The organism is Pseudomonas sp. Irchel s3f19, assembly GCF_900187555.1.
Taxonomy (GTDB): domain Bacteria; phylum Pseudomonadota; class Gammaproteobacteria; order Pseudomonadales; family Pseudomonadaceae; genus Aquipseudomonas; species Aquipseudomonas capeferrum.
In genome coordinates this window covers 103,018-126,573 of the sequence record NZ_FYDW01000009.1, presented here as the reverse complement: position 1 = coordinate 126,573, position 23,556 = coordinate 103,018, and the positions used below count along the sequence as shown (strand labels likewise).

Annotated in this window: 17 protein-coding genes and 1 pseudogene; 14 read left to right on the top strand and 4 right to left on the bottom strand. The window is 64.4% G+C overall.

What is annotated here, in order from left to right; genetic code table 11:
- Positions 1–55 precede the first annotated feature (55 nt).
- On the bottom strand, positions 56–2,431 hold the full coding sequence (gene ppsA / locus CKW22_RS19905; RefSeq protein ID WP_033700491.1) for a phosphoenolpyruvate synthase: 2,376 nt from the start codon (positions 2,429–2,431) through the stop codon (positions 56–58).
- A 177-nt stretch (positions 2,432–2,608) separates the two neighbouring features.
- Between ppsA and CKW22_RS19895 the strand changes: the two genes are divergently transcribed.
- Positions 2,609–3,427: a pyruvate, water dikinase regulatory protein gene (locus CKW22_RS19895; protein ID WP_033700492.1), complete on the top strand. Its 819-nt coding sequence runs from the start codon at positions 2,609–2,611 to the stop codon at positions 3,425–3,427.
- A gap of 136 nt (positions 3,428–3,563) precedes the next feature.
- Here CKW22_RS19895 and CKW22_RS19890 read toward each other — a convergent pair whose 3' ends face one another.
- Positions 3,564–8,429: an NAD-glutamate dehydrogenase gene (locus CKW22_RS19890; protein WP_095064867.1), complete on the bottom strand. Its 4,866-nt coding sequence runs from the start codon at positions 8,427–8,429 to the stop codon at positions 3,564–3,566.
- A gap of 273 nt (positions 8,430–8,702) precedes the next feature.
- On the opposite strand from CKW22_RS19890, the gene CKW22_RS19885 reads away from it, so the two are divergent.
- Positions 8,703–9,056 carry a hypothetical protein gene (locus tag CKW22_RS19885; RefSeq protein WP_095064865.1) on the top strand — a complete coding sequence of 118 codons (354 nt, stop codon included), beginning with the start codon at positions 8,703–8,705 and terminating at the stop codon, positions 9,054–9,056.
- A gap of 52 nt (positions 9,057–9,108) precedes the next feature.
- Here CKW22_RS19885 and CKW22_RS19880 read toward each other — a convergent pair whose 3' ends face one another.
- Positions 9,109–10,056, bottom strand: a complete 948-nt coding sequence (locus tag CKW22_RS19880) for a LysR substrate-binding domain-containing protein (RefSeq protein ID WP_050506121.1) — start codon at positions 10,054–10,056, stop codon at positions 9,109–9,111.
- 133 nt (positions 10,057–10,189) lie between these two features.
- Here CKW22_RS19880 and CKW22_RS19875 point away from each other — a divergent pair, with 133 nt between their 5' ends.
- The 6 genes from CKW22_RS19875 (at position 10,190) to CKW22_RS19850 (ending at position 15,568) form a co-directional block, all read left to right on the top strand.
- Positions 10,190–11,488: an FAD-binding oxidoreductase gene (locus CKW22_RS19875; protein WP_095064918.1), complete on the top strand. Its 1,299-nt coding sequence runs from the start codon at positions 10,190–10,192 to the stop codon at positions 11,486–11,488.
- Positions 11,489–11,531: 43 nt separating this feature from the next.
- The gene (locus CKW22_RS19870; protein WP_095064863.1) at positions 11,532–12,620 is read left to right on the top strand and encodes a polyamine ABC transporter substrate-binding protein; all 1,089 of its coding nucleotides are present in this window, start codon (positions 11,532–11,534) and stop codon (positions 12,618–12,620) included.
- A 94-nt stretch (positions 12,621–12,714) separates the two neighbouring features.
- Positions 12,715–13,185 (top strand): NUDIX domain-containing protein, encoded by a 471-nt coding sequence (locus CKW22_RS19865; RefSeq protein WP_033701486.1) that lies wholly within the window; start codon positions 12,715–12,717, stop codon positions 13,183–13,185.
- A gap of 62 nt (positions 13,186–13,247) precedes the next feature.
- On the top strand, positions 13,248–13,694 hold the full coding sequence (soxR, locus tag CKW22_RS19860; protein ID WP_081874759.1) for a redox-sensitive transcriptional activator SoxR: 447 nt from the start codon (positions 13,248–13,250) through the stop codon (positions 13,692–13,694).
- A gap of 156 nt (positions 13,695–13,850) precedes the next feature.
- Positions 13,851–14,633, top strand: coding sequence for an aldolase (locus tag CKW22_RS19855; RefSeq protein ID WP_095064916.1), 783 nt, complete (start codon positions 13,851–13,853; stop codon positions 14,631–14,633).
- 44 nt (positions 14,634–14,677) lie between these two features.
- Positions 14,678–15,568: a dihydrodipicolinate synthase family protein gene (locus tag CKW22_RS19850; RefSeq protein ID WP_047583271.1), complete on the top strand. Its 891-nt coding sequence runs from the start codon at positions 14,678–14,680 to the stop codon at positions 15,566–15,568.
- A 127-nt stretch (positions 15,569–15,695) separates the two neighbouring features.
- On the opposite strand, the pseudogene CKW22_RS19845 reads toward CKW22_RS19850, so the two are convergent.
- A pseudogene (locus tag CKW22_RS19845) lies at positions 15,696–16,232 on the bottom strand (DUF2235 domain-containing protein); the annotation flags it as partial.
- 246 nt (positions 16,233–16,478) lie between these two features.
- Between CKW22_RS19845 and CKW22_RS19840 the strand changes: the two are divergent.
- The 6 genes from CKW22_RS19840 to CKW22_RS19815 are packed head-to-tail and all read left to right on the top strand — an operon-like array spanning position 16,479 to position 23,293.
- Entirely contained in the window at positions 16,479–17,438 is a 960-nt protein-coding gene (locus CKW22_RS19840; protein ID WP_033700499.1) for a MoxR family ATPase, read from the top strand.
- Positions 17,439–17,442: 4 nt separating this feature from the next.
- Positions 17,443–18,387, top strand: a complete 945-nt coding sequence (locus CKW22_RS19835; protein WP_033700501.1) for a DUF58 domain-containing protein — start codon at positions 17,443–17,445, stop codon at positions 18,385–18,387.
- A complete protein-coding gene (locus CKW22_RS19830; RefSeq protein WP_033700502.1) occupies positions 18,384–18,878 on the top strand; it encodes a DUF4381 domain-containing protein in 495 nt (164 codons plus the stop codon). The genes CKW22_RS19835 and CKW22_RS19830 overlap by 4 nt, the downstream gene beginning before the upstream one ends.
- A complete protein-coding gene (locus CKW22_RS19825) occupies positions 18,871–19,947 on the top strand; it encodes a VWA domain-containing protein (RefSeq protein ID WP_095064859.1) in 1,077 nt (358 codons plus the stop codon). Before CKW22_RS19830 ends, CKW22_RS19825 begins: the two co-directional genes overlap by 8 nt.
- Positions 19,944–21,662, top strand: coding sequence for a tetratricopeptide repeat protein (locus tag CKW22_RS19820; RefSeq protein ID WP_095064857.1), 1,719 nt, complete (start codon positions 19,944–19,946; stop codon positions 21,660–21,662). The genes CKW22_RS19825 and CKW22_RS19820 overlap by 4 nt, the downstream gene beginning before the upstream one ends.
- Positions 21,659–23,293 carry a BatD family protein gene (locus CKW22_RS19815; protein WP_095064855.1) on the top strand — a complete coding sequence of 545 codons (1,635 nt, stop codon included), beginning with the start codon at positions 21,659–21,661 and terminating at the stop codon, positions 23,291–23,293. Before CKW22_RS19820 ends, CKW22_RS19815 begins: the two co-directional genes overlap by 4 nt.
- Positions 23,294–23,556 lie beyond the last annotated feature (263 nt).

Below are 23,556 nucleotides of genomic sequence, written 5' to 3'. Positions count from 1 at the left end.
GCCCTGGATCAAACCAGGCGGGGGCGCGCCAGACGCGCCCCCGCAATCCACTGTATCAGGCTGCGCCCTGGCCCTCGGCCAGGAAGAACCAGGTCTCGAGCACCGAGTCCGGGTTCAGCGACACGCTTTCGATGCCCTGCTCCATCAGCCATTTGGCCAGGTCCGGGTGGTCCGATGGGCCCTGGCCGCAGATGCCGATGTACTTGCCGGCCTTGTTGCACGCCTGGATGGCGTTGGCCAGCAGCTTCTTCACGGCCGGGTTACGCTCGTCGAACAGGTGCGCGATGATACCCGAATCACGGTCCAGGCCCAGGGTCAGCTGGGTCAGGTCGTTGGAGCCGATCGAGAAGCCATCGAAGTACTCGAGGAACTCTTCGGCCAGAATCGCGTTGGACGGCAACTCGCACATCATGATCACGCGCAGGCCATTGTCGCCACGGGCCAGGCCGTTTTCGGCCAACAGGTCGATGACCTGGCTGGCTTCGCCCAGGGTGCGCACGAACGGCACCATGATCTCGACGTTGGTCAGGCCCATCTCGTTGCGCACGCGCTTCAGGGCACGGCACTCGAGCTCGAAGCAGTCACGGAACGATTCGCTGATGTAACGCGAAGCACCGCGGAAGCCCAGCATCGGGTTTTCTTCTTCCGGCTCGTACAGCTTGCCGCCGATCAGGTTGGCGTACTCGTTGGACTTGAAGTCCGACAGGCGCACGATGACCTTTTTCGGGTAGAAGGCTGCCGCCAGGGTGCTGATGCCTTCGACCAGCTTCTCGACATAGAAGCCGACCGGGTCGTCGTAGCCGGCGATGCGCTTGTCGACGCTGTCCTTCAACTCTGCCGGCAGGCCGGCGTAGTTGAGCAGCGCCTTGGGGTGCACGCCGATCATGCGGTTGATGATGAACTCCAGGCGCGCCAGGCCGACACCGGCGTTGGGCAGTTGGGCGAAGTCAAAGGCACGGTCCGGGTTGCCGACGTTCATCATGATCTTGAACGGCAGGTCCGGCATGGCGTCGACCGAGTTCTGCTTGATGTCGAAGCCCAGCTCACCTTCGAAGATGAAGCCGGTGTCGCCCTCGGCGCAGGACACTGTCACGCCCTGGCCGTCCTTGAGCAACTGAGTGGCGTTACCGCAACCGACGACTGCAGGGATACCCAGCTCACGGGCAATGATCGCCGCGTGGCAGGTACGCCCGCCGCGGTTGGTGACAATGGCGCTGGCGCGCTTCATGACCGGCTCCCAGTCCGGGTCGGTCATGTCGGAGACCAGTACGTCACCGGGCTGCACCTTGTCCATCTCGGACACATCGTTGATCACGCGGACCTTGCCGGCGCCGATGCGCTGGCCGATCGCACGGCCTTCGACCAGTACGGTGCCCTTTTCTTTCAGCAGGTAGCGTTCCATGACATTGGCGCTGGAGCGGCTTTTCACCGTTTCAGGGCGGGCCTGAACGATGTACAGCTTGCCGTCGTCACCGTCCTTGGCCCACTCGATGTCCATCGGGCGCTGGTAGTGCTGCTCGATGATCATGGCCTGTTTGGCCAGCTCGTTGACTTCGGCATCGCTCAGGCAGAAGCGGGCGCGCTCGGCACGGTCGACCTCGACGGTCTTGACCGAACGACCGGCCTTGGCTTCGTCGCCGTAGACCATCTTGATCGCCTTGCTGCCCAGGTTGCGGCGCAGGATCGCCGGGCGGCCAGCCTGCAAGGTGTTCTTGTGTACGTAGAATTCGTCTGGGTTGACCGCACCCTGCACCACGGTTTCACCCAGGCCATAGGCGCCGGTGATGAACACCACGTCGCGGAAACCCGACTCGGTGTCGAGGGTAAACATCACACCGGCGGTGCCGGTTTCCGAACGGACCATGCGCTGCACACCGGCAGACAGGGCCACCAGCTTGTGGTCGAAGCCCTGGTGCACGCGGTAGGCGATGGCGCGGTCGTTGAACAGCGAGGCGAACACTTCCTTGGCCGCGCGGATCACGTTGTCGACGCCACGGATGTTGAGGAAGGTTTCCTGCTGGCCGGCGAACGAGGCGTCCGGCAAGTCTTCGGCGGTGGCAGACGAGCGCACGGCTACGGCCATGTTGTCGTTGCCTGCGGCCATTTCAGCGAAGGCCGTACGGATTTCCGAATCCAGACGCGCCGGGAATTCGGCTTCCATGACCCACTGGCGAATCTGCGCGCCGGTTTTGGTCAGGGCATTGATGTCATCGACATCCAGCGCATCGAGCGCGGCATGGATACGCTCGTTGAGACCACTCTGTTCGAGAAAATCGCGGTACGCCTGCGCCGTAGTGGCAAAGCCGCCCGGCACCGATACACCAGCACCCGCAAGGTTGCTGATCATCTCGCCCAGGGATGCGTTCTTGCCCCCCACATGCTCCACATCATGGACGCCGAGCTTTTCGAGGGAAACTACGTACTCTACCAAGGTGATCTCTCCACTAACTGTGTTGGAAAAGCTCAAAGGCGCCCGCCTGTCTTCTTTGACTTGGCCGGGCGTTTGTGGCCTGTACCTGGAAAATAAGTGAGAATGCCGACAGCCGCATTCGGCAAACCGAACTTATCATATCCAAGAAACGTCATCAGCTTAAGGCCCAGGGTGCAAATGAAAAGAACCGCGTTCTTCATCTCCGACGGCACCGGCATCACTGCCGAGACCCTGGGGCAAAGCCTGCTCGCTCAATTCGAAAGCATTCCGTTCAGCAAATTCACCCGTCCCTACATCGATTCGCCGGACAAAGCGCGAACCATGGTGCAGCAAATCAACGCTGCTGCCGAGCGTGATGGCGTGCGGCCGATCATCTTCGACACCATCGTCAATCAGGACATCCGTGAGATCCTGGCCACCTCGAACGGCTTCATGATCGACATCTTTTCGTCGTTTTTATCCCCGCTTGAGCAGGAATTGACCGCCCATTCGTCGTATTCCGTCGGCAAATCGCACTCGATCGGCGGTAATTCCAACTACATGGAGCGCATCGAAGCGGTCAACTTCGCCCTGGACAATGATGATGGCGCGCGCACGCACTACTACGACAAGGCCGACCTGATTCTGGTCGGGGTCTCGCGTTGCGGCAAGACGCCAACCTGCCTGTACATGGCCATGCAGTTCGGTATCCGTGCGGCCAACTACCCGCTGACCGAAGACGACATGGAGCGCCTGCAATTGCCAGCGGTGCTGAAAAAGCACCACAACAAGCTGTTCGGCCTGACCATCGACCCCGACCGCCTGACCGCCATTCGCCACGAGCGCAAGCCCAACAGCCGCTACTCAAGCTTTGCCCAGTGCGAGTTCGAAGTCCGCGAGGTAGAGAGCCTGTTCCGCCGGGAGAACATTCCCAATATCAATTCCACGCATTTTTCGGTGGAGGAGATTTCGGCGAAGATTCTGGTGGAAAAAGGCGTGGAGCGTCGGTTCAAGTAAGAAAGCTTCAAGCTGTAAGCTTCAAGCTACAAGAAAAAAGCGGGAATGCGCCAAGACAGCCAATGGTGGCGGAGACAAAAGCTGCAAGCGAAACCTGCGAAGGTCTGCTTGCAGCTTGTAGCTTACAGCCTGCGACTTATGAAGGCACCGCCGCCGCCTGCCCGCTCATTGCCAGGTCGACCAGCTCGCGGTTGGCCACCGCATACATCGCATAGTCCGTGCCGGTGGCATTGCGCAGGTCGTCCAGCATCGCACGCCAGCGCTCGACCATCACCCGGTGCTGCTCGGCCCACAGCGCCACGCGGGCATCCATGTCTTGCGGCGCATCGGCCATCTGCAACACAGAGATGGTGATCGCCCGCTGCTGCAGGTCGATGTCGTCGCGGAATGCCTCGCGGGCCAGGGCCTGCCAGTTGTTTTCCACCGGCAGGTTGCTGATTTCCTGCAAGTACCAGGTCAGGTCCAGCGAACTGCCCACCGCGAAGAACGCCTTGGCCACCTGCGCCGGGTCATGGCCGGTGACATCAGCCGCCTCGATGATCGGCAACAGCGTGTACAGGTGGCTGGTACCGGCCACCATGCGCGCGAGCAGTTCAGGCACACCGGCTTCGACAAAGCCCTGGTAACGCACCATCCAGCGCTCGCGGGTCGGCCCTTCCAGCAACTCGTCCAGCTTGAGCCCCAGTTGCGCGATCTTCGGCCCGAAGTGCGCGGTGTCGCGCCCGGCGTCCTGCTCGTTGCGACGGCTGCGCAGGAACCAGCGGGTGGCGCGGCGGCCCAGGCGCATCAGTTCGTCCATCAAGGTCAGCTGGACCTCGGCCGGCACCTGGTAGTCCAGGGCTTCGATCTGACGGAACCAGTGCGGCAGGTGGAAGATGTCGCGCACGATCACATACGCACCCGCCACGTTGGCCGGGCTCATGCCCGTCGACTCCTTCAGGCGCTGGACGAAGGTGATGCCCATGTTGTTGACCAGGTCGTTGGCGATCTGGGTGCTGACGATCTCGCGCTTCAGGCGGTGGCGACGCATGGAATCGGCGAACTTGCTGACCAGCGAGGGCGGGAACGCAGTTTCCATGTCGCGGGTCAGGTAGTCGTCGTCCGGCACCCGCGACTTGAGCAGTTGCTCTTTGAGGTCGATCTTGCTGTACGAGATCAGCACCGACAGCTCGGCGCGAGTCAGGCCTTGGCCTGCGGCCAGGCGCTCGGCCAGTTGCTCTTCGGACGGCAGAAATTCGATGGCACGGTCCAGCTTGCCACGCCCTTCCAGGTCCGCCATCAGGCGCTTGTATTCGGCGATCCGCTCGCGGGCGCGACGGGCTGCCAGGGACAGCGCCTGGGTCTGCTTGTAGTTGTTGCCCAGCACCAGCGCGCCGACCTCTTCGGTCATGCTGCCGAGCAGCTGGTTACGCTGCTTCTCGGTCATGTCGCCACCCTGCACCACTTCGTTGAGCAGGATCTTGATATTGACCTCGTGGTCCGAGCAGTCGACGCCACCAGCGTTGTCGATGAAGTCGGTGTTGGTCGCGCCGCCATTGAGGCCGAACTCGACCCGGCCGAGCTGGGTCATGCCGAGGTTGCCGCCCTCGCCCACCACCTTGCAGCGCAGCTCGTTGCCGTTGACGCGCAGGGCGTCGTTGGCCTTGTCGCCGACATCGGCGTGGCTTTCTGTGCTGGCCTTGACGTAAGTGCCGATGCCGCCGTTCCACAGCAGGTCGACCGGCGCCTTGAGCAGTGCATTGAGCAGCTCGGTCGGGGTCAGGCGGTCGGCTTCGATGGCGAAGCGTTCTTTCATCTGTGGGCTGATGGCGATGCTCTTGGCACTGCGCGGGAAGATCCCGCCGCCTTCGGACATGATGCTGGTGTCGTAGTCGCTCCAGGCCGAACGCGGCAAGTCGAACAGGCGCTTGCGCTCGGCGAAGCTGTTGGCCGGCTCCGGGTTCGGGTCGATGAAGATGTGCAGGTGGTTGAACGCCGCCACCAGCTTGAGCTTGTCGGACATCAGCAAGCCATTGCCGAACACGTCGCCGGCCATGTCGCCGACGCCGATCACGGTGATCGGGTCTTCTTGCACATTGATGCCGCGCTCACGGAAGTGGCGTTGTACGCCAACCCACGCGCCCCGGGCGGTGATGCCCATTTTTTTGTGGTCATAGCCGGCCGAGCCGCCCGAGGCGAAGGCATCGCCCAGCCAGAAGCCGTAGTCGATGGCAATGCCGTTGGCGATGTCGGAGAACGTCGCGGTGCCTTTGTCGGCGGCCACCACCAGGTACGGGTCGTCATCGTCGTGGCGCACCACATTGGCCGGCGGCACCACGCCACCGTCCTTGAGGTTGTCGGTGATGTCGAGCAGGCCGGAAATGAAGATGCGGTAGCAGGCAATGCCTTCAGCGGCGATTTCGTCACGGCTGCCACCCAGTGGCAGGCGGCGCGGCAGGAAGCCGCCCTTGGCGCCGACCGGCACGATCACCGAGTTCTTCACCTGCTGGGCCTTGACCAGGCCGAGCACCTCGGTGCGGAAGTCTTCCTCGCGGTCCGACCAGCGCAGGCCGCCGCGGGCGACGTTGCCAAAGCGCAGGTGCACACCCTCGACCCGTGGCGAATAGACGAAGATCTCGAACTTGGGTACCGGCTTTGGCAGCTCGGGGATCAGCTTGGGGTTGAACTTGAAGCTGAAGTACGACTTGTTCTGGCCGTTGCCGTCCGGCTGGTAGAAGTTGGTCCGCAGGGTGGCCTTGATCAGGTCCAAATAGCGACGCAGGATGCGGTCTTCGTTGAGTACCTGAACATCGTCCAGGGCGCTCAGGATCGCCTGTTCCAGGCGTTGCTGCTTGTCGTCCAGGTCGTCCTGGGTAAGCTTGCGCGCCAAATAGAAGCGGGTCTTGAACAACCGGGTCAGCTCGCGGGCGATGTCGGTGTGGTTGTTCAGGGTGCTGGCGATGTAACCCAGGTCGAAGCCCAGGCGGATCTGCTTGAGGTAGCGGGCATAAGCACGCAGCAGTGCCACATCGCGCCAAGGCAGGCCGGCGGTCAGCACCAGGCGGTTGAAGGCGTCGTTCTCGGCGTCGCCGCCGACAATGTGGATGAACGCGTCCTGCAAGGTGTCGTTGAGCTGCTGGATGTCCAGACTCAGGCCTTCGCTGTAGGTGAAGGCGAAGTCGTGGATCCAGTATTCACGGCCATTGGCGTGACGCAGGCGGTACGGGAACTCGCCCAGCACGCGCAAGCCGAGGTTCTCCAGGATCGGCAGCACATCGGACAGCGCCAACGGGGTGTCGGCGTGGTACAGCTTGCAATGCAGGGTACGCTCGCCGACCTGGGTCAATGGCTGATAGAAGCTCATGGCCAGCGGCTTGCTTTCGGACAGCCCCAGCACGTGCTGCAGGTCGACCACTGCCGAATGCGCAGCGAAGCGCTCGCGGTAGCCCGCCGGGAAGCCTTTGGGGAAGTCGGCCAGGATGTTGGTGCCCTGGGCTTCGCCGAAGTTCTCCACCACCAGGGTCGAGTAGTCGTCGTGCCACGAGCGGCACGCCTGGATCACTTCGTTTTCCAGCTGTTGCGGGTCGATGTCGATGCGGTTTTTCGGATCGACCCGCAGAATCAGTTGCACCCGCGCCAGTACCGACTCGGAGAAGAAGGTCCAGAACTCGCAGTCGCTGGCTTTCAGGCGCTCCATCAGCACCTGCTGGATCTTCTGCCGCACTTCGGTGGAGTAGATCTCACGCGGTACGTAGGCCAGGCAGTAGCAGAAGCGGCCGTACGGGTCCTTGCGCAGGAACACGCGGATCTTGTTGCGCTCCTGGATCTGCACGATGGCCATGACGGTGCTGAACAGCTCGTCGATCGGCGTCTGGAACAGGTCGTCGCGCGGCAGCACCTCGAGCACCTGGGCCAGCTCCTTGCCCAGGTGAGCCTTGGGGTCGAAGCCCGAACGGCGCTCGACTTCGGCAACCTTGACCCGAATGTAAGGGATGGCATGCACGCTCTCGCCGTACACCGAAGAGGTGTACAGGCCCATGAAGCGGCATTCCTTGACCACCTTGCCCTCGGCGTCCAGCTGGCGAATCGACACGTAGTCCGGGTAGGCCGGGCGGTGCACACGGCTGGGCAGCGCGGCCTTGGCGAAGGACAACAACAGTGGCTCGTTGAGGTAGGCCACGGCGTAGTCTTCGATGCGCAGCTCTTCAGACGTCAGCCCCACGCGCAAGCGCCGCGGCAGGCCGAGGAAGGACTGCTCGTCGTAGACCATCTGGCCGCCATCGCTGCCGCCCTGGACGGTGAACTCCTCGTAGCCCAGGAAGGTGAAATGGTTGTCCAGCAACCACTCGAGAAACGCCTTCACCTCGCCCTTCTCGTGCTGCGCCGGGCCAAACGCAGTCTGCTCGACCTGCGCCACCACTTCGCGCAGCTTGACCTTCATCGGTTCGAAGTCGGCGACCGCCACACGCACTTCAGCCAGCACCTGTTCGATCTCGCGGGTCAGCACCGTCAGTTCGGCGGCGTTGGCGCAACGGTCGATCTCCAGGTACATCAGCGACTCATGGCGCACACCCTCGCCGTGGGTGCCCTTGGGCAGCAGCTCGAGCAGCTCGCCTTTGGCACCGCGGCGCACGCTCAGTACGGTGGTCTGCAGGGTGTGGATGCTGTAGCCGCGGCGGTTGAGCTCGGTGCGCACCGAGTCCACCAGAAACGGCAGGTCGTGGTGCAACACCTCGACCACGGTGTGGGTCGACTGCCAGCCGTTGCGTTCGTAATCAGGGTTGTACACCCGCACTTGGGGTTGTTCGGCGTCGAAGCGCTCGATGATGCGCCAGGCAGAAAGGGTACAGCCAGCCAGGTCGGAAAGCCTGCGCTGGGTGAGTTCGTCCATTGAGATGATGCCGAAGAACTGTTCGGCGAACAGGGCCACTTGTGGCAGTGCCTGTTCGCTGATGTGCTGCGCCAGAGCCGCTTGCAGTTGATGCTGGAAGTCGGCCTTGCTGGCTGCGGTGAAAAACGCCATCTGTGGTACTCCGCTTGGGCTTTGTAATAATTGAAGCGTCGCTCGCGTGCGCCGTGTACGAATCAACGATAGCCAACCCGTGGCAAGGCGGACGGTTAAACCAGGCGTTGAACGTGCGTGGCACGCTCAGGGCTCGCCGAAGCTTAACGACTGAGTAGTCACCAACGCTTGCAGCGCTGCGACAATTTCGGTCAAGGGGCGGTAACTTTACGTTTATGGATGTACACAAGACTGTCAGAATTCCCTTCCGTTTCCTTTGACCCGAGCCTGTTCATGCAAATCAAGACCGCCCTGCTCTTCGCCAACCCTTGCGATGACGAGGAAGACAACATGGCGACCCTCTGCTGCCACGGCGACAAGTGTCAGATGGTCCTGCTCACCCGTTACCCGGATGAAGACACGGTCGACCTGACGCTCGATGACGAGCCCTCGACGCTGGATGGCTTGAAGGTGACCTTGACTGCCCAGCGCCTGCTGATCGAAGTGGCGGCCGGGGATCGCGATGCCTTGAAGGGGGATGAAACGCTGGAGATCATCCTGACCAGCGAACTGAGCGATATGGACGAGGTGAAGGAAACGCTGCAGAACATTCTGCAGGGGACCGGGACGTTCGTCTGCGAGGTCTGATGCAAGCCTGAAGGGCCGCGAAGGCAGAAGTTTGTTTCGGCAATGGACTACATCAGGGCGCTGACCTGGTCACGCCCAGATCATGCCATTCGCTATTCGCCTGGCGCGTGCGCTCCAGCTGCGCCTCAAACCACTGCAATACCGCCTTGCAGGCCGGGTGCGCGACGCCGCTGTCGCGTAACCACAGCGCGTACACGCCACCGGTCTTCAGCGGTGCGCCGAACGGCACGATCAGGTCGCCCCGGGCCAGTGCGTCGTGCGCCAGCACCTGGTCGCTCATGGCCACGCCCAGGCCGCGGGCGGCAGCATCCAGGGCAAGGTCGTCAAGGTTGAACATCAGGTGTTTGTAACTGCGTTCGGGGCCCTCCTGGTGCGCCTGCAGCCACAGGTTCCACTCGTGACGCGCGGTCGAGCCATGGATCAGCGCATGCTCACCCAGCGCCTTCAGCGAGCGTGGCGGCAACTGCCCGTCGCCCAGCTTTGGCGCACAGACCGGCACCAGGTACTCATCGAACAAGACCGTCAAGGGTCGACCATCCAGGCCGTCACGCAAATACAGCACGTAGGCATCGCAATCCCCGCTGGTGTCCACCACCTCCCCGCTCACGGTTTCGATGGACAGGCATAACGCCGGGTTGAGTGCGTAGAAGCTGCTCAGCCTGGGCAGCAGCCAGCGCACCGCCAGTGACACGAAGATACGAATACGAAACGGCCGATCCACCGGTGCCGGGGAAAGCCGTTGCGCCAGGGCCCGCAGACCGTTCAGCGCTTCGCAAGCCACCGCATACACATCACGGCCCTGCTCGGTCAGCGCCACCTTGCGGCTGGTGCGGTCGAACAGCGCCACACCGTAATGCTCCTCCAGCTGCTGAACCTGGCGGCTGATCGCACTCTGGGTCAAGTGCAGCTGCCTGGCGGCCTCGGTAAAGCTGCTGCTGTCCGCTACGTGGATAAGCGCCTGAAGGGCTTGAAGCGAGGGCACACGAAAGATTTTATCCATGCGTTTCAAGAATAGCTGAATGAAATTTTAGCGTTAGAAACAAGGCCACAGCCCTCGTAGATTAAGCCCTGAAGGCGCACCCAAGACCAACACCGATAACCGGTGCGCATTGATTGTGGAGGAGCTGATGGCAATCGACAACCGCTGTGGATGGATCGCCTTGGCGGGCGAGTCTGCCCCGCACCCGCGCCTTTCAGGCCAGCACGCCTGCGACTGGCTGATCATTGGCGGCGGCATCACCGGCCTTGCCGCAGCCCACACGCTGGCCGCACGTTTCCCAGGGCAACGCATTGTCGTGCTTGACCGGCAGCGAGTGGCCCAGGGTGCCTCGGCACGCAACTCGGGTTTTGCCGTCAGCCATGAACTACCCTCGCCCAATGAATTGCTCGGCAACCCAGGCTTTGCCGGCTTTGCCGTGGCTTCGCGCATTGGTGTGGCGGCCGCACAGGAGGTGCGCCAGCGTATCGGCGAGCTGGGTATCGCCTGCGAATACGATGACGCGGGCTATCACTTTGCCGTGCATCGACCCGCGCACCTGCAGCAGGCCGACGCCGTGATCCACACACTGGAGGCCGTTGGCGCCAACGCTCGCTACCTGGAAGGCGAAGCGTTGCAGCAGCGCCTTGGCAGCAGTTTCTACACCCGCGCCATCCATTGCGCCGGTGGCAACGCACTGCTGCAGCCGGCGAAGTATGTGCGCGGCCTTGCCGACAGCCTGCCCAAGGCGGTGGAGGTATACGAGCACAGCGCGGTGCTGAGCCTTCGCCGCGCCGGGCGTGGCTGGCAGGCCCAGACCGAAGCCGGCGTTATAAACGCGCCCCAAGTGCTGGCCTGCGTCGGGGCGTTCTTGCCCCGGGTCGGCGTGCACCATAGCGGCACCTTCGCGCTGGAACTGAGCGCCAGCATCACCCGCCCCTTGACCGAGGCTCGCTGGCAAAGCCAGTTCGGCGAGCGCACCTGGGGCGTGCTGTCGACCCTGCCGGGCGGCGCGACCCTGCGCCTGCTGCCGGGCCGACGGCTGTTGATTCGCAACACGGTGGAGTACCGCCAGCGCGACCTCAATGGCACGCAGTTGCAGGCCCGTCGCCAGCAACATCTGCAAGGGCTGGAAAAACGCTTCCCCGGGCTGGCCGCCACGGACCTCGAATACACTTGGACCGGCCACCTGAGCGGCACCCGCTCCGGCGAGCCGTGCTTCGCGCGGATCGATGAAGGGCTGCATGCCGTGGCCGGCTGCAACGGTTCGGGCGTCGCCCGCGGCACCCTGTGGGGCAGGCTGCTGGTCGACATGGCCAGCACATCGACCTCGGCGCTGCTCACCGACGTGCTCGGCCAGGCCCAACCCGGCTACCTGCCGCCACGCCCGTTCTTCGATATCGGCGCCTCCCTGCGCATGGCCTGGGAAGTACGCCGCGCGCGGCGCGAACGTTGACTGCCATGAGCACTTGCGAACACTTACAACAACAGAGGGCAAGATGATGAAACGTACCTGCATGGCCGTGCTGTCCGCGGCGCTGTTCAGCCTGACGGCCCAGGCCGCCGAATCGGTCAACATCGCCAACTGGAGCGGCTACATTGCCGATGACACCTTGGCCGAGTTCGCCCGCCGCACCGGCATCCAGCCCACCTACGACCTTATCGACAGCAACGAGACGACCGAGGCCAAGCTGATGACCGGCGGCAGCGGCTACGACCTGGTCAGCCCGTCCAACCACTTCCTGCCCAGGCTGATCAAGGCCGGCGCCATCCAGGCGCTCGACCGCAGCAAGCTGCCCAACTGGAACAATCTCGACCCCAAGCTGATGCAACTGCTGCAGGCCAGCGACCCCGGCAACCGCCATGCCATCCCCTACATGTGGGTGACCACCGGCATCGGCTACAACGTCGACAAGATCAAGGCGATCTTCGGCGACACCGATGTCACCCAGTCCTGGCAATTGCTGTTCAACCCAGAAAACATCCGCAAGCTCAGTGCCTGTGGCGTGGCGTTCCTCGACAACCCGACGCAGGTGTTGCCAATCACCCTCAAGGTCCTGGGGCTCGACCCGCACAGCGAGCGCCCTGAAGACCTGAAGCATGCCGAGGCGGCGCTGATGGCGATTCGCCCGTCGATCAGCTACTTCCACCAGTCCAAGTACGTCAGCGACCTGGCCAACGGCAACATCTGCGTAGCGATCGGCTTCAGCGGCGATGTGCTGCAGGCGATGAACAGCGCGCAGCAGGCCAACAACAGCGTGCACCTGGGCTACAGCATTCCCCGTGAAGGCTCGACGGTGGCGGTGGACATGGTGGTGATTCCAAAAGCTGCGCCGCACCTGGATGCAGCCTACGCCTACCTCAACTACCTGCTCGACCCCCAGGTCATGGCGCATATCAGCAATGCGGTGAAGTACCCGAACGGCAATGCGGCGTCATTACCGTATGTGGACCCGGCGCTGCGCGACAACCCGGCGGTGTACCCGCCCCAGGCCGTGCTGGATACGCTGTTCCCGATCCAGACCTTGTCACCGGCGGGCATGCGCTTGAGCACCCGGCTGTGGACCCGGGTGATCAGCGGCAAGTGAGCGGCTGCGTGCTGCCTGCAAGCGCTGTCGACACCTGCGAGCGCATGAGCGCGTATGATGCTGCCCCCCCCTGTTTACCGATACGGAAATCAACATGCTCCCGGACAAGGCGTGCGCAGTCGTCCTCTCTCCCTCGTCGCCGCCCTGTATTCTGTTGTTCCGTCATCCCCTGGCGGGCGTACAGCTGGTGAAGGGTTCCATTGAAAACGGCGAAACGCCGCGGGAAGCCGCCCTGCGTGAATTGCATGAAGAGTCTGGTATCCACAACGCCACGATCGGGGACGATTTGGGGTGCTGGGATTCCGGCCATCTTGGGCAGACCTGGTCGTTTCACCTGTGCCGGGCAGAGGGTGTTCTACCTGAGCGATGGCTTCACCAGACACTGGATGACCATGGCCATACGTTCGAGTTCTTCTGGGCTGCGCTCGACCATTTGCCCTATGCCGAGTGCCACCCGGTCTTTCAGCGAGCACTGGGCTACTTGAGCAATTCGCTGAAACTAGGCGGCCATTGGCCAGATGCGCACCTGCTGGGTGGTTGCAGGAACGATCGGGCGGGACTATAAGAGCTCAAGCTAACTTGAGGTCAACCGGCGTGACAGTTAAATCATCCACCGACAGCTCGCGGCTGCTCACCGTCGGCGAGGTCGCCAAACGCAGTGGCGTGGCGGTCTCCGCCCTGCACTTCTACGAATCCAAAGGGCTGATCGCCGGCACCCGTACCGCCGGCAACCAGCGGCGTTACCCCGCATTGGTGCTGCGCACCATCGCCATCATCAAGGTGGCCCAGCGCACCGGCATCCCCCTCGAAGAAATCAAACGCGCCCTGGGCCGCTACCCGCCGAACAGCAAACTCACGGCCGCCCAGTGGGGCGAGATGTCATCGGCCTGGCGAGAAGACCTGAACGCCCGCATTCGCACGCTGGAGGCCCTGAGAGACAGCCTGGACAACTGCATCGGCTGCGGTTGCCTGTCGTTGCAAGACTGCCCGCTGCGCAACCCCGAGGACGTGCTGGGCAAGGAGGGATCGGGGGCCAGGATCCTGGAAAATGGCGGCGCTGCCGGGGGACGGTAAGCGCGGGCCTTTCATGGCGACCTGTATCTGATCATCGAGAAGCGATGACACATTGCTTGCTTATGACACAAGGTGTCATTAGTATCGATGTGTGTCCTAGCTTGCACGCTGTGCCAGCCAGGTAGTCATTACCGCCTTCTCATGCAGGTACTCTCCGTGACCACGACCATGCAGACCCCCAAGGACCAGCTCGTCAAACATGCCCAGCAGCAGATGCTGACTGCGCTGGCCGACAACACTTACACCCCGCGGCAGAAACTCGCCCTGACCTGCCGAATCCTGTTCGACGGCGGCCACGACTCCGGCCTGGCCGGGCAGATCACCGCACGGGCGCCGGAGCCTGGCACCTACTACACCCAACAGCTTGGCCTGGGCTTCGACGAGATTTCGGCCTCCAACCTGCTGGTCGTCGACGAAGACCTGAACGTGCTGCACGGCCACGGCATGGCCAACCCAGCGAATCGCTTTCACAGCTGGCTGTATCGCGCACGCCCCGACGTGAACTGCATCATCCATACCCACCCGTTGCACAGCGCCGCCCTGTCGATGCTCGAAGTGCCGCTGGCCATCTCGCACATGGACCTTTGCCCGCTGTTCGACGATTGCGCCTTCCTCAAGGAATGGCCGGGTGTGCCGGTGGGCAATGAAGAAGGCGAGATCATCGCCGGGGCCATCGGCGACAAGCGGGCGATCCTGCTTTCACACCATGGCCTGTTGATCGCCGGCCGCTCGATCGAGGAAGCCTGTGTGCTTGCTCTACTGTTCGAACGCGCCGCCAGGATGCAGCTGCTGGCCATGGGCGCCGGTGAGATCCGCCCGATCCCCGAAGCACTTGGCAAAGAAGCCCATGACTGGATTTCCACGCCAAAACGCCATGGCGCCGCGTTCAGCTATTTCGCGCGTCGTGCCTTGCGTGCCCATGGCGACTGCCTGGGCTGATCGAAGTTGTCCCCCTTCCTGAACAACGGCAAAGGTACCTGGTCATGTCTACACCTGTAATTCGCGGCGTCATCGGCTACACCATCACCCCCTTCGCGGCAGACGGCTCCGTCGATCTGAACGCACTGGGTAGATCCATCGACAGCCTGATCCAGGCCGGCGTGCACGCTATCGCCCCGCTGGGCAGTACCGGCGAAGGCGCCTACCTGTCCGATAGCGAGTGGGAATCTGTGGTTCGCTTCAGCCTGGAGAAGATCGCCGGCCGCGTACCCAGCGTGGTCAGCGTCTCGGACCTGACCACCGCGCGTACCGTGCAACGTGCCCGCCTGGCCCAGGCGTGCGGCGCCACGGCGGTGATGGTGTTGCCCGTCTCCTATTGGAAGTTGACCGAGGCCGAGGTGGTCGACCACTACAGAGCGGTCGGCGCGGCGATCGACATCCCGATCATGCTCTACAACAACCCGGGCACCAGCGGCACCGACCTGTCGGTTGAGCTGATCCTGCGTATTCTGGGCGAAGTCGCCAATGTCACCATGGTCAAGGAGAGCACCGGTGATATTCAGCGCATGCACCGCCTGTACACCGCGACCGAAGGCAAGGTGGCGTTCTACAACGGTTGCAACCCGCTCACCCTGGAAGCCCTGGTTGCCGGCGCCACGGGCTGGTGCACCGCAGCGCCAAACCTGATCCCCGCGTTGAACCTGGCCTTGTGGGACGCCGTGCAGAACGGCGAGCTGGCAGAGGCGCGTGCGCTGTTCTACCGCCAATACGAATTGTTGGCGTACATCACCCGCCGTGGCCTGCCCACCACCATCAAGGCTGGGCTGAAAATGCGGGGCCAGGATGTGGGCGCACCGCGACTGCCCCTGCAGCCGCTGGACCCACAAGGCAGTGCCTACCTCAAAGGGCTGCTGGACGCGCTCGCGCCCCAGTAACGCACGCCCTGTAGGAGCGGCCTTGCGTCGCGAAGGGGGTGCGAAGCAGCCCTAGCAATTTCGGCGGCGACACGGAAATCAGGGGGCTGCTTCGCACCCCTTTCGCGACGCAAGGCCGCTCCTACCCTCAGCCACGGACACTGCCACCCGAATGCACCACCCGCCCCGCCTCACCGGGCCGGTTGACGAACAGCAAGTCAAGCGTGCTATTGCGCAGCCCTTTAACCGGGTTCCAGTTCGCCGATGTATGAATGTAGCGCTCGCGCAACAGCCGTTGCTCCTGCTCGGTCAAATGCGCGTGGTCACTACGCCCCAAGGCAAAATCATGCAGCTTGCGGCTGATTTCGCCCAACTCATCCGGCACCGCATAGGCCTCATCGTTGCCCAACTCGGCAAACGGCACGCCCGCGCGCAGCGCCAACTCACGCATGATGCTCAGGTAGACCCGCGACAAATGCCCCGCCACCTCTCGCTCGCGATACACCACCGCAAACACCTGTTTCTGCGCCTCGGTCGGCATGTCGCCGGCAATAGGTTGTTCACAGGTCAGCACCTGCGGCCGAGGTTCACCCAGCTCGCCGAACGTCGATGCCAGCAAGGCACTGACGGCAGAGTAGACACGGGTCTGCTCGGCACATGTCGCCACCGGCACCCGCTGCGACTGCTGTTGGCTTCCATCATCGAGCATCCTGCTTGCCCAAAGAGCACCGGCAGGCGTCAGGACGCAGCGGCAAACCATCAGCCGACTCCGAGCCTTGCACGGGACTTTTCGATGATGCCGCAGGCAACGGCCTGGATAAATTTGCCAGCCGCCATTAGTCGCCACCCCCCCGGATAGATTAAAGTATCACCCCTTGCCGAGGCAGCTGCCCCCAGCGCGCCTGCGGCCCAATACCAGGAACCGTCGCCGATGGAACACCGTGAAGCGCTGATCGCGCTGCGCACCTTTCTTTCCTCCCAGATCCTAGGCCAGGAGAAGCTGGTCGAGCGGCTGCTGATCGTGCTCCTGGCCGACGGCCACATGCTGGTCGAGGGCGCCCCGGGCCTGGCCAAGACCAAGGCCATCAAGGAGCTCGCCGAGGGTATCGAAGCGCAGTTCCACCGCATCCAGTTCACCCCCGACCTGCTCCCTGCCGACATTACCGGCACCGAAATCTACCGCCCGGAAACCGGCAGTTTCGTGTTCCAGCAGGGGCCGATCTTCCACAACCTGGTGCTGGCCGACGAAATCAACCGCGCCCCGGCCAAGGTCCAGTCGGCGCTGCTCGAAGCCATGGCCGAGCGCCAGGTCAGCGTGGGCCGCAGTACCTACGACCTGTCACCGCTGTTTCTGGTCATGGCCACCCAGAACCCCATCGAGCAAGAGGGCACCTACCCGCTGCCCGAGGCTCAGCTCGACCGCTTCCTGATGCACGTGAAAATCGGCTTCCCGGACGCTGCGGTGGAGCGGCGCATCCTGCTGCAGGCCCGCGGCGAAGCACTGGGCGGCGAGACCAAGCCCGAGCGCCGGGTCAGCCAGCAGGCGATCTTCGCCGCGCGCAAGGAAATCCTCGGCCTGTACATGGCCGACGCCGTCGAGGAATACCTGGTGCAACTGGTGATGGCCACACGTACCCCGGCCAAGTTCGATACCGAACTGGCCGACTGGATCGCCTACGGCGCCAGCCCCCGCGGCTCGATTTCGCTGGACCGCTGCTCACGTGCCCATGCCTGGCTGGCCGGGCGCGACTTCGTCAGCCCCGAGGATATCCAGGCGGTGCTGTTCGACGTGCTGCGCCACCGCATCATCCTGTCGTTCGAGGCCGAGGCTGCGGGGATCGACCAGGACCGGGTGGTCCAGCGTATCCTCGACGTCGTCGCCGTTGCCTGAGCCCATGCCCACCGCGCAGCTGGCCGAGCCCGGCATCCGTATCGGCCTTGCCGAGCTGATCGACATGCGCCACCGCGTGCGCGAAATCCAGCTGTTTTCCCGGCCCGGCCAGCGCAGCCCGCTGGTGGGCCTGCACCACTCCAAGCTGCGCGGACGCGGCGTGGACTTCGACCAGGTGCGCGTCTACCAGGCCGGCGACGATGTGCGCAACATCGACTGGCGCGTCACCGCGCGCACGCAGGAGCCACACACAAAGCTGTTCCATGAAGAGCGCGAGCGGCCGATCTTCATTCTGGTCGAGCAGAGCCAGCGGCTGTTCTTCGGCTCGGGGCTGATGTTCAAGTCGGTACTGGCAGCCCAGGCCGCAGCACTGTTCGGCTGGGCAGCGCTGGGGCACAACGACCGCATTGGCGGACTGGTGTTCGGCGACAACGAACACCACGAAATCAAGCCGCGGCGCAGCAAGCAGAGCCTGCTGCAGTTGCTCAACCGCCTGGCCAAGGTCAACCAGTCGCTGCACACCGAAGCCACGCCCCAGGCCGACAGCCTTGGCCTGGCCTTGCGCCGGGCGCGCGAAGTGCTGCGCCCTGGCAGCCTGGCGATCATCATCTGCGACGAACGCGCGCTGACCGACCAGGTCGAGCAACACCTGGCCATGCTCTCACGCCACTGCGACCTGTTGCTGCTGCCCGTCTCCGACCCGCTCGACCACGCCTTGCCCGCTGCCGGCCTGTTGCGCTTCGCCCAGCGCAGCGCGCAACTGGAGCTCGACACCCTGGACGCCAGCCTGCGCCAGGCTTACCGCCAGCAAGCCGAGTCGCGTATCGAGCGCTGGGAACTGATGGCACAGAAGCTGCGCGTGGTGCTGATGCCGCTGAGCACCCAAAGCGAGATGATCGAGCAGTTGCGCGAGTACCTTAACGCCCAGCGCGCGGGGAGCAGCAAATGAACCCGCTGGACCAGTTGCACCCGCTGATCACCCCAGAGGCAATCGGCCTGTGGCCACCGGCACCGGGTTGGTGGGTGTTGCTGGCCTTGCTGCCGCTGCTTGCCTGGGGCCTGTGGCGTATGCGCCGTTGGCGCCCCGGCAAACGCCGCATCGTGCGTGCCGAGCAACCGCTCGACCCAGTGCGCGTGGCCGCCCTGGCCGAACTTGCTCGCCTGCCGCGCCCCTATGACGGAGCCCCGGCCGGCGCCTGGCTGCAGCAGATCAACGGCTTGCTCAAGCGCCTGTGCCGCAGCCACTACCCCGGTGCCAACAGCCACACGCTCAACGGTCGCCAGTGGCTGGCATTTCTCGACAACCGCTGCCCGGCCGCCGGCCTGACCCGCTGGATGGTGCTGGTCGAAGGCGCCTACAAGCCTGAGTGCAAACTCGACGACAAAGCCATCGTCGGCCTCAGCCAGGCTGTCGAAACCTGGATCCGCAAGCATGTTTGAACTGGCCTGGCCGTGGATGTTCGCCCTGCTGCCGCTGCCGTGGCTGGCACGCATGATGCTGCCCGCCGCCGACAGTGGCGAGCCGGTGCTCAAGGTGGGCTTCCTGAACGAGCTGGAAGGCCTTGCCGGGCGCCGGGCGCGGCTCAACCTGCCGACCTGGCGCCAACAGGCGCCCTTCGTCATCATCTGGCTGTTGCTGCTGTTGGCCGCAGCCCGCCCGCAATGGCTCGGCGACCCAGTACCGGTGGCGGCCAGCGGTCGCGACCTGCTGGTGGCGGTGGATGTGTCGGGCTCGATGGACTTCCCCGACATGCAGTGGAAGGACGACGAGATCAGCCGCCTCGACCTGATCAAGGCGCTGCTGGGCGACTTTCTTCAGGACCGCGAAGGCGACCGGGTCGGCCTGATCCTGTTTGGCAGCCAGGCCTACCTGCAGGCCCCGCTGACCTTCGACCGGCGTACCGTGCGTACCTTCCTCGACGAAGCGCAGATCGGCATCGCCGGCAAGAACACCGCCATCGGTGACGCCATCGGCCTGGCGGTCAAGCGCCTGCGCCAGCGCCCGGCACAGAGCCGGGTGCTGGTGCTGATCACCGACGGCGCCAACAACGGCGGGCAGATCCACCCGCTGACCGCCGCCCGCCTGGCCGCCCAGGAAGGCGTGCGCATCTATACCATCGGCATCGGTGCCAACCCAGAGGCCAGCGGCACCCCAGGCCTGCTGGGCCTCAACCCAAGCCTTGACCTGGACGAAGCCTCGCTCAAGGAAATCGCCGACATGACCCACGGCGCCTACTTCCGCGCCCACGACGGCGCCGAACTGGACGCCATCGGCGACGCCCTCGACCAGTTGGAGCCGGTGGCCCAGCAGCCGACCCAGGCGCGCACCGCCAAGGCCCTGTATGCCTGGCCACTAGCCCTGGCGCTGTTGCTCAGCGTGCTGCTGGTAGTGGCCGTGCAATGGCCCGACAACCGTCTGCAGCGCCTGCTGCGCAAACCGCGCTTTCTGCAGCCGCATCCGGAATGGCGCCAGCGCCTCAAACGCCTGCGGCTGAGGAGGCGGCGATGATCGAGCTCTGGCCACAATGGTTGCGCCCCCTCTGGCTGCTGGTCGTGCCGCTGCTCGGCTGGCTGCTGTTCAAGCTTTGGCACCGGCGCAAACGCGCCGGGCGCTGGCAGATGATCTTGCCGCCGGCCTTCCATGCCGTGCTGCTTGGGGGCGGCAGCGGCAGCACCAGCAAACTGCCCTGGGTCGTGCTGGGCCTGGCCTGGGCACTGGTGGTCATGGCGCTGCTCGGGCCGAGCTGGCAACGCGTGGAAGAAAACCGCCAACGCCCGGCCGACCCGCTGGTGATCCTGCTTGAACTGACCCCACAGATGCTCGCCGAGGACAGCCCAACCAACCGCCTGGAGCAGGCCCGGCGCAAGGTCCTCGACCTGCTCGAACACCGCCACGATAGCCAGACCGCACTGATCGTCTACGCAGGGTCCGCCCACACCCTGGTGCCGCTGTCCGACGACCTGGGCACCACCCGCAACCTGCTGGAGGCGATCGACCCGTCGATCATGCCCAAACCCGGCCAGCGCGCAGACCTGGCGGTGCAAAAAGGCCTGGCCTTGCTGGCCCAGAGCGGCCTGGGGCAAGGCCGCCTGCTGTTGATTGGCTCCTCGCTCAGCGCAGCAGAACGCCAAGGCATCGTCCAGGCCCTCGGCCGCCAGGGCCCAAGCCTGCTGATGCTGGGCATCGGCAGCCGCGACGGCGCCCCGGTGCGGCAGGCCAACGGCGAATTCCTCAAGGATGACCAGGGCGGCATCCTGCTGCCACGCCTGGACAGCGCCAGCCTCAAGGCATTTGTCAGCAGCACCGGCGGGCGCTACCGCAATGCCCGGGTCGACGACCTCGACCTGCGCGGCCTGGGCCTGTTCGACAACCCGCGCGCCTTACGTAACGACGGCCAGACCTTGCAACTGGATAGCTGGGCAGACCAGGGCTACTGGTTGCTGATTCCACTGCTGCTGCTGGCGGCCTGCGCCGGCCGTCGCGGCTGGCTGTTCTGCCTGCCGCTATTGCTGGCGCTGCCGCAGCCCAGCCAGGCGTTCGACTTCAATGACCTGTGGCTGCGCCCCGACCAGCAAGGCCAGCGCCTGCTCGAACAGAACCGCCCGGCCAGCGCCGCGCGCCATTTCCAGGACGCGCAATGGCGCGGCATGGCGCTGTATCAGGCCGGCGATTACGCCGGTGCCGCCCAGGCCTTCTCCGAAGGCAATACGGCGGCAGCGCACTACAATCGAGGCAATGCCCTGGCCCGCAGTGGTGAGCTGGAAGCCGCGCTGGACGCCTATGACCAGGCCCTGGAGCGCCAACCCGACCTGCAACCGGCACTGGACAACCAGGCGCTGGTCCAGCAAATGCTGCAACAGCGTGAGGCCAAGGCCGAACAACAAGCCGCCAGCAGCGAAGCCCAAGGCACACCCGGCAGCGAAACCGAAGGCAACAGCAGCTCGGCTAGCAACCCGGCACAGGGCACGCCCGGCAGTGACGAACACGCCAACGCCGAACAACCCGGCGAAGGCAGCAACAACAGCCAGGCCACACCGGGCAATCAGGGCGGCGCCGACGACGATATCATCCAGCCACCCCAGCGCCCGGTGTCCACCAGCCTCGACGCCGAACAGCGTCAAGCCCTTGAACAGTGGCTGCGGGAGATCCCCGATAACCCGGCGGAACTGCTGCGGCGCAAATTCTGGTATGAACAGCAATTGCATCAGGACAACCCACAATGAGTCGCTTCGGCGTCTTTCTCCTCGGTTTCTTATGGGCCTTGCTGGCCCAGGCCGAACCGATGCTGCAAGCCAGCGTCGACCGTACCCGCCTGGACGCCGGCGAAAGCCTTGAACTGACCCTCGAAAGCCAGGACGTGACCCAGTTTGGCAAGCCCGACCTGCGTGCCCTGGAGGGCGACTTCGAGGTGCGTGGCACTCGCCAGCTGAACAGCCTGCACACCCTCGACGGCGAAACCCGCGCCAGCACCCGCTGGATCATCACCCTGCTGCCACGGCGCAGCGGCAGCCTGCGCATCCCGGAACTGCAACTGGGCCAGTCACGCAGCCAGGCCATCGACCTGCAAGTGCTGCAGGCCGATGCCAGCCGCCAGGACAGCGCCTCCCAAGTGTTCATCGAAGCGACCCTGGACAGCACCGACGTGTATGTCCAGGCCCAGGCGGTGCTGACCCTGCGCATCTACCATTCGGTGGCGCTGTATGACGACAGCAGCCTCAGCCCGCTGCAGCTGGACAACGCCAAGGTCGAGCCACTGGGCGAGTCGCGCACTTACGAAAAGGAAATCAACGGCGTGCGCCACGGGGTGATTGAAACCCGCTATGCCGTCTATCCGCAGCAGAGCGGCGGCCTGGAGATCCCCCCCCTGACCTTTACCGCCACCGCCGCCGCCAGCGTCGACGACGAACAGTCGCCCGCCGCCGCGCCGCGTGCCGGCCGCCAGGTGCAGGTCAGCTCGCTGCCGCTGCGCCTCGCCGTGCGCCCGATTCCGGCGGCCTGGCCGGCCGGTGCGCCGTGGCTGCCCGCGCGCAGCCTGACCGTTGAAGAGCACTGGAACCCCGACCCAGGCAGCCAGCAGACGCAAATTGGCGATTCCCTCACCCGCAACATCACCCTGCGCGCTGACGGCTTGTCCAGCACTCAGCTGCCGCCGCTGCCGGCCACCGAGATCACCGGCCTGCGCCGCTACCCCGACCAGCCGCTGCTACGCAACGAAATCAACGACCGCGGCATGACCGCCAACCGCGAGGAGCGTGAGGCCCTGGTGCCTACCCACAGTGGCGAGCTGGCCCTGCCAGCGCTGGAAGTGTCGTGGTGGAACACCCGTGAAGATCACCTCGAGCACACCAGCCTGCCGGCGCGAACCCTGAGCGTGCAGGACAACCCGGCGCTGAGTGCCGACACCCCGATCGGCGACAGCCGTTCTGGCAGCGGCTTGCTGTGGCCTTGGCAGCTTGCCACGCTGGTGTTGGCCCTGACTACGCTGCTTGGCTTCACCCTGTGGTGGCGGGCGCGCTCGCAACCGGCGGTGCTGCGCGCCGCGCAACAAGGCCCCAGCCCACGCACCCTGCTGGACGACCTCAAGCGCGCCTGCCAGGCCAACGACCCCCAGGCCACGCGCCAGGCGCTCGACGCCTGGGCACGCCAGCAACCGCAGACGCTGGCGGAGATGGCGGCGCGTTTCGTGCCGTTGTCCGATGCGCTGGATGGGCTGAACGGCGCGTTGTATAGCGAGAGTGGGCAGTATTGGCAGGGTGAGGATTTGTGGCGGGCGATCGGTACCATTCCGCCGGCCGAGCAGGTGCTGCTGCCTTCCGGGGATACGGGGGGGTTGCCGCCGTTGTATCCGAAGTGACATGTGGGGTGCAGCGGGTGCAGGGCTTGGCATTTTCAGCGCCTGTGAGATCGAGCGCCGCCCGCGCGGCGCTTCGCGGGGCAAGTCGGATCGCCGCACCGCCGCTCCCACATCTGTTTCGGGCCAGTGAGGCCTGTGCCATTTGCGCGCGACCGCCTTGTTTGTCCGACGCGATATTGTGGCGGGCACCAAAGGGCCGCGCGCCAATGCATCAGGCATAACTGGCCCGAAACAGATGTGGGAGCGGCGGTGCGGCGATCCGG